Here is a 14,372-nt window from a genome sequence, read left to right as displayed (position 1 = left end):
CAGGTCTGTTAAGAAGGTTTAGAGAGCATCTAATAAAGTCTAAAAATTGTCAAAACGTAAAATACCCGCTTTCTACATAGGTAAAAAGCGGGTATTATTTGTATGTTTTTTTTATTTTTTTAGTATTCTTTGTGAAATACTTGCACCATTTTGATCAATAATCCTCACAATATATGCTCCTTTTTCTATGTAAGACACATCAATAGAATTCGTATTTGTTTTTGAAATTACCTTTTGTCCTAACACATTATACAATTCTACTTTCTCAATGTTTTCTGTAAAATTCAAAACGTTGTTTACCGGATTCGGATATAGGGTTACCTCAGGTTTTTCTATAATCTTAAAAGGAATCGATAGAATTTCATCGCCATTTTCATCTTTAATATTTGTAACAATATCATCTAAATACGCTATGGTAGTATTATCTCCACCCTTTGCCCTAAAAAACACGGTAACACTTTTATAGGTATTATCTGCTATATCGCCATCATCAAGTAATCTGTTAGAAGATGAAACTGCGTAAGTAGCACCTGGACTAACCCATCCTTGATAAAAGGTTTTTGTTCCTCCTATACCGTCGCTATAATTTAACTTAAAGCAAACTTGTACCTCTGCAGCTGTACCCGTTGCTTTATGATTGTAATCTAAGGCTAATGTATATGTTTCAGGAATATCGGTTTCGAATTCATAGGTAAAGTTATTTTCTAATTTGATATCACCACTTGAAAGTATTCCATCAAAAGCAATTTCAGCAGCCTTACTTCCGCCAACACCTTCTCCTTCTGCAATATAGAATTCAGTTGCTGTTGCCGTATCTAAACTCCAAGACGTTAACTCATTTTCAAAGGCAGGGTTTTGTACATATCCGCTATAACTTACTTCATGAAATACAATTTCACTGACATTTATTTCTACTCCTGCACCCGCATTATAATCTGTATTTCCAGCGCTTTTAAAATGAAATTTGATATCATTCATCGTATACTCCCAATCCGATTCGCTACTCAAATCAAAAACATGTGTTTTGTAATCTGAGTGGAAATTGGGAATATCGAAACTAATGTATTTTCTACCTCCACCTTCTTTCGGAAAAGACATTCGTAAATAAGTGGGTCCGGCAGCAGAAGGGTTCTTCAAAGAAATAGCTACATATCGATACAACTCAGCATTGATATTTGCCGTGGTAGTCCCAAAAACGGGATTCGAAGCAGCTTCTGTCAAAGCCAAATTTAGATCTCCACCACTTATCGTAGTTGTCAATCCTGAGTTTACAGTCCATACATCATTTGGGGGATCAGAATTCTCAAAATCAAATGTATAAGTACCTTGCGCTGCTACGCCAAAGGAAACCAACAAAACAATAAAAAAGGTAATTTTTTTCATAAGCCATTATTCAATTAACATTCTACTATACCGACACTTAAGTTAAAAAATTAATTTCAAAAAAAAAAGCGTTTTGCAATAGTTTGCGAAACGCTTTTCATAAAATCTACTAGGGGCATTTAAGAGTTTTTACTTTTCTTTTTGGCCGTTTTTAAAGCTATTTGTTGTTCTTTACTTAAAACTCCAACAATCATTTCTTTGTATGCTTTTTTATATAAAGCTTTCAATTTAACTTTTGTCTCTTCTTCTGACAGTCCTTGTGACTTAATTTCTTTCACTTCCTTAAGCATCCCTACTTGATAGGCAAGCATTTTTTCCTTTTGTTCTTCCTCTAAGCCCAAGTTCTCATTTTCAGAAATAATAAATTTATCTATTTGAACTATTTTTTCATTTGCTTTATCTTCTAACGTCTTCTTCTGTGCAGTTACATTCGTTAATGATAATAGAATTACTGCGATTACTAAAATTGTTTTAATTGATTTCATAATGATTATGGTTTAAAATTAATATTGGTTGTTTTTATTTCGCCTTTTCACAAAAAAGGCTCCTTCTTCTGTCAATTCAGATTCATCATCGATTTTGCTGTACCTCCCGGAACGTGAAATCAAAACATGACTTAATGAAATAGTTGCAATAGACTCCACATAATCCGCTAATTCCTCAGTTTGTTCAATCGAGTGACTTTGAGCTCCATATTCGGTCACCCACAATTCTTTATTCTCATCCTTTATATAATGGGGTAAAAATCGGTCTATTCTATGCTGTACAGTTTCATCTGCATGCACATACAAATGATAAACAAGTGCATCAATAGCTACTTTGATATTGGAATACACATCTTGATTCCAATTTTGTTTTCTTTCATTCCCTGCCTGCCTTCCTATCATAGAAACTCCAAACTTTGCTAAGGGAAACTTTTTTCTGATTCGCGGTACCCACTTATTAATCGTATCAGCATAAGCTTTTCCACTAGGAAAAACATCCTCATAATGATCGAAATACAATTCATTTCCAATCTCCACAAACCTGACAGGAACCTTAGCAGCTTCCAACATTTTCAATTGATTTTCCATGGTACTTTTTACAATATCAACCACAAAAATAATTTGGGTATTCGTACCATCTGCCAACAACTTCACATCTTCAATTTTATGTTCAATATCTTTAACGGTAGGCTCACTTGGCAATCCGGTTTCCCAATTAAAATTATGCGCCATAGTTCCCCCAGGATATCGCAACATAGTGGGCTCCATTTTAGAGATAGTTGACACCAACTTTTCTGTGATTACGGGAGTATCTCCCCAACGCATATTAAAACCAATATGTTTTTTTGGGGTAGGATATGTTTCTTCTAGTGCACTAACATTAGAACAACCTAATAATGAGCAAACACATATATATAGAGGTAGGATAATTCTTTTTTTATGGCTGCAAAAACTAAAAAACATATTGGTTGGTTTGGTTGATACAAAGTTGCAAAACATGCTTAAAATCAAGGTTTCATATTTGTCAAAATAAGTTCAGAAAACATCTAACAAACACAAAAACAGAGGTATTACGGATGAAAACTAAAAAAAACACAAATATTTTTAGGGTTTTTTACTGCTTCTCACGCTATTATTTATGAAGACAATAATTAATTAAAAACTATACATTATGAAAACGCTAAAAAATATTGCAATCGCAACCGTAATCGGAGCAGGAGTACTAACGGCATTTAACAGCCCATTAAACGAAAAGAAATCTAGCAAATTGATACAAAACAATACAGAATGGAATCAACTTAAAGAAGTTGTTGTTGGTAGATGGGAAGCTAATACTTTTAACACTCCTAAAATTAGCAACGATGTAAGAGCTCATTTTCCTTATATAACGGATGCTGCATTTAAATACATGGAAAAATCTCAAGAACAATCACTTGCTGACGTCTATCCAGAAGATGATCAAGAGTACCATATCGAAACCGAGAATCTTGTTAAAAAATTGGAGGAACTAGGAGTTAAGGTTAGACGACCAGACGAAATGGAGTTTCAAGAAACAGGAACTGCTCAAGTATACTCTAGAGACCCTATTATCACCATTGGAAATAAATTTATCATTACCAATATGTATACAGAACAAAGAAGACAAGAATCTGCAAACTATAGAAGAATTGCTTTAGATCTTGCAAAAAACTACCAAGGTGAAGTGATTAGCATGCCTGCAAACAAATTAGGCTACCATGAAGACAATATATATATCGAAGGTGGAGATGTTTTTGTAGACGGAAAAGATATTTATGTTGGAATAAGTGGAAATGCTTCTAACGAAAAAGGTATTGCATGGTTGCAAGAAACTTTAGGAAATAGTTATAGAGTACACACAATCGCTTTGCATAAAAACGTTTTACATTTAGACTGTGCGATGATGTTGATCAACGAAAACCAAGGAATTATCTGTAAAGAAGATTTTATCGACTTTGATGCATTGCCTGCAAAATTGAAAAACAGAGAATGGGTAATAGCAAAACCTGAAGAAGCTCAAATTATGGCTACCAATGGAATTGTGGTAAACAATAAAACCATTCTTATGTCAGATGCTTTTCCGCATATCGCAAAAAAAGTAAGAGAAATGGGAATTGAAGTACATGAAATCCCTTACAAAAAAGCAAATTACTTTGGTGGTGGATTGAGATGTAGTTACCAACCAATCACGAGAGAATAATGCATAATTAACTAAAAAAAAAGTCCATATATTTTATACGGACTTTTTTCAATTAAAAATTAGGGTTTTTCACAAACTATTAAGCTACTATAAATAGAGAACCTATTTTAAATCTATACCATGAAAAAACTAATCTATCTAGCAATCTTATTATTCGGAATTCAAACTACCAATGCTCAAATGTTTGGATCCTTAACACTTCCAGGACTTGGAGGAGCAACCAATGCCAATGCGGCAACCTATTCAGGAGATGGTGTTAGTGTTGGTGCGATCGCTCTATTTTCTAGCAAAATCAATCCTACAGTTACAGCCCTTTCTTGGAACACCGGATATTCAGTGCTTGGAGGGAAATATACAGTAGGAATTGCACAACCTGTAATTTTCAATGACAACTTTTCATCGAATTTTTTACCTGTTACCGCTTTTACCCCAATTCAGTTGTCATGGGATCTAGACAACTTAAAACTCCAAGGAAGTTATTCATTTATGTATGGACAAGATCTACCTCTGAATGGACATTTGTTTTCTTTAAAAGCAACCAGATATTTTAATGAAAACAAGTATTCTTTAAACGGAGGAATTATTTATGAATACAGACACAAAAAAGGAACTAGCGAAAAAGAGTTTGGCGATGCATTTATTGTAGAAGCAAATTTCTCTAGACATTTCACCAAAGGAAAAACCTTAGGATTACTTGGATACTACAATGCGAATATCAGTCCAGAATACGTGAACTCAGAACCTATTTTCAACGACAAATCTTCTGTTTCCGGAATTGGTATAGATGCCGGAATTCCGTTGGGAAAACACTTTTTCATGAATGCAAAATATATTCAAGACTTAACAAAAAACGAAGCCATAAAAGCAAACAAAGCAGTTATAGCTTTATTTTATAAGTTTTAATTCAAAAACATTTTTTGAAGACCTTTATAATTTTTTTCCAAAATAATTTCTGGGTCCCCACCTTTTACATGCCCTAAAATACCCCAAGGCCCTTTATAGCCAAGATCTATCAATTCTTGTATCATGTTTTTTTCTAAATCCCCTTCACCAATTGTAATTATTTTAGGTCCTTCTTTTTTCATTCCATTCAAATTCACACACCACAAATAAGGAAACATCAACTGAATGTTTTCTTTGAAATTTTCTAAATCTTCGTGAGCATGATGGAAATTATAAATAATTCCTATTTCACCTTTTGGAAATTGAGAAATAATTTCAAGCTGATTTTTAGGATTCCCATACCATCCACCATGATTGTATAATGCTATTTTACACCCTAAAGATTTAGCTCTTTTAGAAAGATAAACGATCATAGCTTTCGCTTTTTCAAATGCAACTTTATCCGAGACATTCGTGAAAAAATTTGGATCCATACCCACCCAAACCTGAGTGTGCAAACCTGTTTTTTCTAAATTTTCAAATACTGCTTCGCTCTGTGCTCTTAGCGCATCTGGAATATCTTTTGATAAATTTATATACAACCAAACATTATGGATTTCAACTCCTTTTTCTTGAGCAAGTTTCCATTCTTCCGCCATGGTTGGTATATGTCTAACTCTATGACCGTAGCCGTATTGTTTATATCCTAAATTCTGAATCATTTCAATTCGCTCTTCAGGAGTCCGTTCGTTTACATCAAAACCAACAATCGACCATGGAATTAAATTTTCTTTGGAAAAGGTGTTTTCAGAAACAGGAGTATTACAGGCAGTAAAAATCAGCAGCCCTAAAAAAAACATTTTTTTCATTAAAGTCAGTTTAATTAATGCACAGCACTATCTAAATAATCCATAATTCCGTTGTTGTTGCTGTCTATGGTTTCTTCCTCATCATCTGGAGTTCCATCATTATCAGCATCTCTAACTAAAATATTTTTTTCGTTTTTGGCAGAAATCTTATACGGTGCCGTTTTCAATAAAGCCATACAACCAGCGCCTTCTCGATGCGCTCTAATATCTCTTGAAAATTTATGAAGCAACGGTTCGTAGGTATCTTTAGAAACCACGGCTAAATTCATCGTTTCATTAGGGTCCAGTTGATAATCATACAATTCATAGAAATTTTCTTTTCCTTTTTTCACCCATTCGATATAACGATATTTTCCCTTTACTCGGTACCCGTATCCTATTCCACGTTGTCCTCTATACACGGTAACTGCACCTATTTTTACTTGTGCATTTCTATCATTCAAAATCGGCACTAAACTTCTACCCTTTAAAGCTCTTCCTGTTGATTTGGAATTATTTTTAGGCTGTTCCGGAGTTTTCAACCCAGATAACTCGCATAAAGTAGGATACAAATCAACGGTTGAAACTGCAGAAAAAGTCTCCCCTCTAGCTTCAGAATTTCTAGGATCTACAATAATCAATGGAGATGATGAAGCCACCTCTAAATTTGAGTGTTTATTCCAACGACCATGTTCTCCTAAAAACAAACCATGATCCCCCCAAAGCACGATGATGGTATTCTCTGAAAGCCCTAATTTTTCCAGCTCATCTAACACCAATCCAATTTGAGCATCTACAAACGAAGTGCAGGCATAGTAGCCTTTTTTCAACTCTAACTGAAATTTTTCATTGACCAAACCGGTTTTCTTATCCATATTGTTTTGGACATCTTTACCATGAGGCGCATATTTTTTTAAATCTTCTCTTCCAATTGGAGCCGCTTGATTGACTGCTATTTTGAATTTTGTGTTGTCATACAAATCCCAATATTTTTTTGGAGCAATAAAGGGTTCATGTGGTTTTTTAAATCCGATTGCTAAAAAGAATGGATCGTCTTTTTTGGCAACTTTTTCTAACAATTTCAATCCTTCAATCCGAATCATCGCATCGGTATACTTCTCATCAGGTAAATCCGCTGCATCTATGGCCACGTTTTTTGGATGATGTCCGTTTTTAGGGGCATAATACGGGATAGACCAGGAAGCAATATCATCGCCATCTTTTGATTTTTGTCCTTTAACACCTACTGTTCTCGGATCATGAATTTTTCCGGCTGCCGCAGTAATATATCCGTTCTCTTTAAAATATTGAGGTAAAAAAATCACATTGTTTAATTTAGTTCGGATTGGTTTAAAACCAATCACTCCAGTTTCTTCAGGCATTAAACTTGTTGTTAACGCTGCTCTTGAAGGACCACATACGGCATATTGAACTTGATGATTTCTAAAAACCACCCCTCGTTTGGCTAACCGATCAATATTCGGAGTTATTGCTTGTTCATCTCCATAGACGCCAATATTATTCCTAAGATCATCTACGCAAATCATCAATATATTTGGCTTTTTATCTTGACCTTGAACAAACTGAAAAGACATAAAAACTAACGATACAATAATTACAATTCTGATAAACCTCATGATTAATTGATTTTAGTTATTAAAATTTCACTTTCCTTAAACCCTATTCTTTCTGCCATTGTATATAGATAAACACCCTTTTCTAATGTTAAAGGTTTCGAATATAATTGCCACCCACTATTAAAATCTAATTTTAAATTATTCTTTTTGGCTATATAATAAACAATCGATGCTCCTTTGGTCTCTGTGCAAAGTTGTATCGTTTTCTTTTTCTGCTTCACGGTGACAGCACTGGTCTGAGGTTGCTTATTGCCAGGCCACATTTCTGCAATCATTTCTGACTCTGAAATATCTGCATAATCTTTGTTTTTTTGAGCTTTCAGTGCTTTGCGCATCCTTTTTAATTGAGTCGTATAAGCAGGATCTTCCGCTAGATTATTTAAGTTAAAGGGATCTTCTTTACAATCATAAAGCTCTTCGGTTGTTTTATCACCAAACCAAATCATCTGTAAATTATTCAACTCATCTTTAGAAGCTAGTGACAGCAAATCAACCATCAACGGTACTTGTTTTCGATAGCCAACATCCTTGTACTTTTTCAAGTCAGGATAATAGTTTTTCAAATACAAATACTGCTTATCTCTAACAGAACGAATCCTATCTGTAAACTCGTCAAATCTATCTGAACTTCCGTAAACATACACTCTCTCTTTAGCATTATATGCTCCTAAAAAGGCTTGACCATCCATGTATTTAGGGCTTTTTAGATGCGCCAAACTCAAAATAGTTGGGGCTAAATCCACGAAAGAAATCATTTGATCTGTTCTACCACTTATTTCTGAATTGAGGCTTTTGACCATAAAAGGAACTTTCAAACCAGAATCTAAAATTTCTCTTTTTTGTCGAGGTAAGGGTCCTCCATGATCACTATAAAAGAAAATAATGGTATTGTCATACAGTCCATCTTTTTTAAGCTCCGCAACGATAGCACCGAACTTTTTATCCATTAACTCAATATTACTATAATTTCTAGCAATGGTTTTTCTAGAAGTTTCGGTATCCTGAAGATAAGGCGGAACTTTTACCTGTGCTGGATCTACGGTTAAAGGTAACTTATCGTGTTTCCACAACTTACTCTCATGGGTGAGATCTATATTGAAAACCGAGAAAAATGGTTTGCCTTTTGGAGCATTTCTCCAATGTGCTTTATTATTATTTTGATCCCAAGCAGTTACCGGAGCTGCAAATTGATAATCAGTTTTCTGATTATTCGTACAAAAATAACCCGCTGCTCTCAAATACTCTGGAAAACATTTAACCTCAGCCGGAACTACTGCAGCATACTGAATGATAGAATCACCGTTAATATCTGTAATTGGTATCCCTGTTTTATAGGTTCTTTTCCCCCAAGATTGAATATCCATCCCAGTTCTCATATGCATGGTTCCAATACTCGTGGCATACATACCTGTGATAATGGATGAGCGAGAAGGAGCACAAACTCCAACTGTTGCAAAAGCATTATCAAAAACCATGGCTTCTTTAGCAAAAGCATCTAAATGAGGCGTTTTGGCCGCAGCATCGCCGTACATAGATAGCGTTGGACTGATATCTTCACATACAATCCATAGGATATTTGGTTGTTGTACCTGAGCATGTGATGCGATACTAATACACGCAACTATTATTAAAATCAATTTTTTCATTACAATTCAATATTTATTTCTGTCGCACCTCCCTTTTTCAAAACAAACGTTCCCTTTTTCACTTTTCCGTTTTCTTTGTATGAATACTCATAAGTTCCATAAAAACCATTTACGAGTAATTCTCCTGTTTTTGAAGTTTTACTTGCAATGTTTGTTTGCCATTTTTGGTGTACCAATTCGTAAAAAGCCTCTCCCATTGGGGCGAAAGACCAATCTTTGTTATATAAAATTGCCTTTGGATTTCCTTCTGAATGAAAACCCCAAAATAAAAACTCACTTACATTTGGCTGACTAAAGGCTGCTATGATAAAATCAGAGGTGTATTGTTTCCGTATCTCTGCATCGTTAATTTCCATAGTAAACTCAGAAATACTGATTTTTTTATTGAGTGTACCATAATAGTTAAGGATAGAAACCACCTTTTCTGGAGGAGTTAAATCAGACCCAATATGACATTGGATTCCAATACCATCCACTAATCCACCGGTATATTTATCTATGCGTTTGATGTAATTATAATACCATTGTTGTTTTTCAAAATCGATTCCTCCTTTGCTGATAATTCCGTATTCATTGGTAAACCTCCCAACATTTGGCTGCAATTCTTTTAAAATCCGAAAGCCATCATATAACACTTCTTCTGAACCAGTTATTCTTTGAAAATCTTTATTCGTATAAGCCTCATTCACCACATCCCAATGTGAGATTTTCCCTTTTGTAGTCTCAGTAATATTCACCACATGATCTCTTATTAGTTGTCTCAAGGCTTCAGGTTGATCTTCCATTTCTCGAACCTCTTTGTTCTGATACTGAAAACCTGGCCAAATCAAAACATGTCCTTTTATGTTTAAATCGGTTTCAGAAACCTTTTCTATAGCAGCTAAAGTTCTAGCTCTATTTTTTTCACGATGCCAACTTTTAATTTTTAAATCATTGGCAAAAACAATCTCATTGAAATCTCTTGACAAATACTTTAATTGATTCTGATCATTCAAAATATCTGCCGCATTCACAGTTGCTCCCCATGAAAATTCATGTTCAATTTGCTTGATTTCAATTTTTTTATTTTTCAATGGTTCTCCTGATTTGCTAAAACTCAATAGCACATCTCCTTTTCTAATTTTCTCTATTCGTTCGAATGCTTTTTTTCTCCAAACAGCATCGTCTTCCATACCGACATACTTAATTTTGGTCTTTGGCAATGCTTCCAAGGGAACAGATCTATCGAAAACCAATACATGAATGTCCGCAAACAAAGCTTTTTGAGGTTGATACCCAAACTGAACGGCCATCCTTAAGTCGTCTTTTTTTACTTTTTGATTGACCTCAAATGGAATATAATACTGCTTCCATTCTTTTGCTAAACTTATAGTAGAATTGATATTTCCTTTATAATTTCCGGTTTGATTTAGCACCCATAAAAATCTAGCTTCCCCCGTCTCTAATCCAGAAAAAACCGTTTTTGCTTTGAAGGACACCAAAACTTTCTGTCCTTTTTCTAACTCCGTTTTTTTTACAGGAATCGAAGTTGAAGCTTTGTAAATAAACTTTGGACGCACTTTAGTTTCTATTGCCAATACATCTTCGAAATCTTCCATTTTTTTTATAAATGTGACCTCTCCGTATTCCTTATTCGTTCGGGTATATTTTAAATTTTTAGTGTTTGTGATATCCTTTCCTTTTTTCAAGATTTCTTGTGCGCATACAGTTATACTGCTACCCACCATCACAAAAAGAGCCATCAAACATATCTTTCTTAAAAATTTTCTTTCCATTGGTTTAGTTTTTTCAATAATTTATCTGCTACTTCCGGTTGTTGTGTTGCGATATTGTATTCTTCAGAAAGATCTGAAGACAAATCATATAATTCAACGGTATTGGTTTCATAAAAATGGATCAACTTCATGTTTCCTTCACGAATAGCTGAAGACTTTGCATCACCTGTATTTTTCGGTCTTGCTTTTGACGAATGCCAATAAACAACACGATTTTTGTTTGATTTTTTAGTTTCTATAATGGGTTTCAAACTCTTTCCATCTACGGTTGAAACAATTTTACCTGTTCCGTAATCTAACAAGGTAGGAAATACGTCCATCAACATAGCTATTGAAGTAGTTTCTTTTTGAGGTTGAATATGATTTTTCCATCGAACAAATAAAGGAACTTTTATTCCTCCTTCATACAACCACCCTTTTCCTGCACGTAAGGGAGCATTACTCGTAGCCAAGCCACGTTTGTTATAACCATCATTAGACAGTCCACCATGGTCTGATGAAAACACAACAATTGTATTTTCATCCATACCTAATTGCTTTAAGGTAGTCATAATTCGACCAATATTCACATCCAAATTTTCGACCATTGCTGCATAGGTTGCATTGTCTTGTCTCATTTTTGTTCGTCCTGTTCCTTCCGAAATATATTCTAGTCCTTCTCCAAAATCAAATTGAGAGATTTCTTTTCGATTCCGTTTCACATCTGCGTCTTTCGCCTCTAAAGGTTGGTGCACGGCATAATAAGCCAACACTGCCATTACAGGTTTGTTTTTGTCGGCATTTTTTAGATAGGAAATAAATTCAGTTGTTAAATTATCTGTCAAGTAATCACCTTCTTTACTGAGCTCTTCTATGTCAACAATGGGTTTCTTTTTTACATTTCTATTATGTCCTTTTGGTGTATTAAAAGGGTATAAAAAACTAATAGGAGAACCTGCCGCTCCTGCAGCAAAGGAATAATTATAGCCAAAACCTTTTGGACTATGAGTATCATGTCCTAATTGCCATTTACCAAAATAAGCAGTTTGGTAACCTGCTGTATTAAATTGATTGATAAAATTTTCATCAGCTGAGACGTCGGTCATTTCAAAACCATCATCTGGAACATCACCATTTTGAATCGGATATTTACCCGTCATCATGGCAAACCTTGAAGGTACACATCTCGGATAATTTGCATAGGCATTGGTAAACTCAAATGATTCTTTAGCTAAATTATCTATATGAGGAGTTTGATATATTTCAGACCCATGTGTACTCAAATCATGATATCCTAAGTCATCGACATGAATAACTATAATATTTGGTGCTTTTTGTGCTATTCTTACATCCTTCTTTTTACTAAAACAACTTGTCAAAAAAACTGAGCAGCATAAAACGAATAGAGCAATCTGTTTCATCATCTAATTTGGTTTTTATTGATGACAAGTTAACAATACCTATAATAAATAGGTATTCATAAATATCAAAAAAGGTCTACTTAACGTCTTTTTCTCTTTCTTTCGAGACCAATGGCATAATTACATCGTATGCCGGAGTAGGCTCAAAATTCTCATCATAAATAGATTGAAAATGTCCTGTTCCCGATTTATAGCGCTCTCCTAAATCCCATAGATTTAAAGTTACTTCTCCGTTTTTACTTTTTTCAAGTAGAACAGTTACTAAAGCTTGGTATACCCTTTTTTGAATTAATCTTTCTGCAGTTTTATCTTCTCCTTCTTTGATCAAATAATCCAACTCTGTTACATGAAAGGCTAAATCATTGGCATGTGCCCAGTCGATCAAATCGGCCAACTTTTTCATGGTTGCTGCTGTGTTATCAACAAAGTCTTCTCTTTTGGCACCTAACAATAAATGAGCTTGCCAACCAATTCCATCTACCCGATACCCCTTCGAACGAATGTATAAGATGGTTTCTTTTACTTTATCCCACATCACCTCTTCCATTCCTGAATTTTGATTGTATACCAATTTCACATTTGGAGCATGTTCAGTTGCTAGTTCAAAAGCTTTTAAAATATAAATTGGAAAACCGGCATCGTCTAGACCGATGTGAAGCCAAGGATTTTCCCACTTGTCAACGCCCGCTTTTGGGCCAAACCAAGAACCATCTTTTAAAATAGTTTCATTTACCACATCCATCCACTTTACTTCTGGAATTTCGTTGTATTTTTTTGCTGATGCAGTCATAAACTGTATCATGTTTTCTAGTAATTCTTGCGGTGTTCTAGTATCATCTTTTGCCCATTTGGAAGCTTGCGGACTGATCGGACCATGAATTCTAACTTGTAAATTATTTGCTTTAGCTAAGGCTAAGAAAGTATCAATTTTTGTCCATTTCCAATTATCCGGTGTTGATAACACTGCTGACTGTTTAGCTGCATTAGCCGGAGTTAAGTAGGTAAAATGTTTAGAAAATAAAACTTCTTTTTGCGTACCTAACTCATGATAATTCAAAGTTGCTCCAACCAATAAATCTGACCCAATCTCATTGTCTGTCACATTTTCTAACTCAACTCTATTTTGTGACGTACAAGAAACCCCAAAAAAGAGAACAAAAGTCAAATAAATAAAAGTAGGTTTTAAGAACATCATTATTCTTTTACAAAATATTCTTTGGCAAATTCTGCTTGATACAGCTTGTAAAACTCCGCACCAATTCTTTTCATCGATTTGGTTACGTAATGGCCAATCGGTGGAGGATTTTTTGGATAAAAGTCTTTAGAATTTTTATTATTTGATTGCGGAATTAAACCCACTAGAACATCCTCCTTAGAAACTTTTTTCATTCCTTCAACCACTTTACCATTCCCAACTTGAAACATCATAAATGGCATTTCAGGCACTCCAAATTCATCGCGAACTGAATGAATTAAATTTGATAAATTTTGGCCATAACTTTCGCTTGGTTGCATTCCTCTTTTCGTATTGCTATCCGCTTCTCCTTGCACCCATAGCATACCACATATCTGGTAATCAGATTTCTTCAAAGGATCTAGAACTAAGTGCGCTAAAGAAATAAACTCACTATATAGTTTCGGTGTCTTTAATTCGTTGGTTAGTGCAGCTTTTTCTTCGGTCCAATAAGGATTCCATGCTCCATACAAAGAAGTCCCTCCTTGTGATCTTTTTATAAAAATAAATTCTTCTTCAGGATAAGCCTCAGCAAGCTCAATTCCAAAAAATATTTCTGGTCCAAAAACATGGGTTACCTTAAATTTTTTTTGAACGTAACTATTTCCTAAGGTAATTTTTAATGGACTTACCTTCTGATCATTGTAGTAAAACTGTATTCTATTTTTTACAGCTTCCAACCTTTGAAAATCTTCTGATGAAATTTTATCTGCATCGGCTCTTCCTTCCATATTTGATTGACCTGCAAAGAAAAACACTTTTTGAGTTAGATTCTTTTTTTCTGAAACTACTTTTTGAGTCCCTTTACAAGCAACTAAAGCTAGAAAAACTGCAACACCAAATACTTTTATGAGTCGATACATT

Annotated in this window: 12 protein-coding genes; 2 read left to right on the top strand and 10 right to left on the bottom strand. The window is 34.5% G+C overall.

Annotated features, from left to right (window positions below):
• Window positions 1-111 precede the first annotated feature (111 nt).
• The 3 genes from F6P99_RS07485 to F6P99_RS07475 form a co-directional block, all read right to left on the bottom strand.
• Window positions 112-1,383 carry a T9SS type A sorting domain-containing protein gene (locus F6P99_RS07485; RefSeq protein WP_152286853.1) on the bottom strand — a complete coding sequence of 424 codons (1,272 nt, stop codon included), beginning with the start codon at window positions 1,381-1,383 and terminating at the stop codon, window positions 112-114.
• A gap of 119 nt (window positions 1,384-1,502) precedes the next feature.
• A complete protein-coding gene (locus F6P99_RS07480; protein WP_152286852.1) occupies window positions 1,503-1,868 on the bottom strand; it encodes a hypothetical protein in 366 nt (121 codons plus the stop codon).
• Window positions 1,869-1,886: 18 nt separating this feature from the next.
• Window positions 1,887-2,831, bottom strand: a complete 945-nt coding sequence (locus F6P99_RS07475) for a glycosyl hydrolase (RefSeq protein WP_193316025.1) — start codon at window positions 2,829-2,831, stop codon at window positions 1,887-1,889.
• Window positions 2,832-3,039: 208 nt separating this feature from the next.
• Between F6P99_RS07475 and F6P99_RS07470 the strand changes: the two genes are divergently transcribed.
• Together F6P99_RS07470 and F6P99_RS07465 are read left to right on the top strand one after the other, a co-directional pair.
• Window positions 3,040-4,086: a dimethylarginine dimethylaminohydrolase family protein gene (locus F6P99_RS07470; RefSeq protein WP_152286850.1), complete on the top strand. Its 1,047-nt coding sequence runs from the start codon at window positions 3,040-3,042 to the stop codon at window positions 4,084-4,086.
• 120 nt (window positions 4,087-4,206) lie between these two features.
• A complete protein-coding gene (locus F6P99_RS07465; RefSeq protein WP_152286849.1) occupies window positions 4,207-4,989 on the top strand; it encodes a transporter in 783 nt (260 codons plus the stop codon).
• On the opposite strand, the gene F6P99_RS07460 is transcribed toward F6P99_RS07465, so the two are convergent.
• The 7 genes from F6P99_RS07460 to F6P99_RS07430 form a co-directional block, all read right to left on the bottom strand.
• Window positions 4,986-5,837 (bottom strand): sugar phosphate isomerase/epimerase family protein, encoded by an 852-nt coding sequence (locus F6P99_RS07460; protein WP_152286848.1) that lies wholly within the window; start codon window positions 5,835-5,837, stop codon window positions 4,986-4,988. The two genes, F6P99_RS07465 and F6P99_RS07460, sit on opposite strands and share 4 nt — an antisense overlap.
• Window positions 5,838-5,851: 14 nt before the next feature.
• A complete protein-coding gene (locus F6P99_RS07455) occupies window positions 5,852-7,453 on the bottom strand; it encodes a sulfatase (protein ID WP_152286847.1) in 1,602 nt (533 codons plus the stop codon).
• Between the two features lie 2 nt (window positions 7,454-7,455).
• Window positions 7,456-9,099, bottom strand: a complete 1,644-nt coding sequence (locus F6P99_RS07450) for a sulfatase family protein (RefSeq protein ID WP_152286846.1) — start codon at window positions 9,097-9,099, stop codon at window positions 7,456-7,458.
• Window positions 9,099-10,874: an endo-1,4-beta-xylanase gene (locus F6P99_RS07445; protein WP_152286845.1), complete on the bottom strand. Its 1,776-nt coding sequence runs from the start codon at window positions 10,872-10,874 to the stop codon at window positions 9,099-9,101. The genes F6P99_RS07450 and F6P99_RS07445 overlap by 1 nt, the downstream gene beginning before the upstream one ends.
• Window positions 10,856-12,277: a sulfatase gene (locus F6P99_RS07440; RefSeq protein WP_152286844.1), complete on the bottom strand. Its 1,422-nt coding sequence runs from the start codon at window positions 12,275-12,277 to the stop codon at window positions 10,856-10,858. Before F6P99_RS07440 ends, F6P99_RS07445 begins: the two co-directional genes overlap by 19 nt.
• Window positions 12,278-12,350: 73 nt before the next feature.
• Complete coding sequence (locus F6P99_RS07435) at window positions 12,351-13,469, bottom strand: endo-1,4-beta-xylanase (protein WP_152286843.1); 1,119 nt, start codon at window positions 13,467-13,469, stop codon at window positions 12,351-12,353.
• Entirely contained in the window at window positions 13,469-14,371 is a 903-nt protein-coding gene (locus F6P99_RS07430) for a sialate O-acetylesterase (protein WP_152286842.1), read from the bottom strand. The genes F6P99_RS07435 and F6P99_RS07430 overlap by 1 nt, the downstream gene beginning before the upstream one ends.
• Window position 14,372: the final 1 nt, after the last annotated feature.

Source organism: Flavicella marina (genome assembly GCF_009193215.1).
Taxonomy (GTDB): Bacteria; Bacteroidota; Bacteroidia; order Flavobacteriales; family Flavobacteriaceae; genus Flavicella; species Flavicella marina.
Note: the sequence above shows the minus strand (reverse complement) of the source record. Positions and strands in the feature narration are given on the sequence as shown.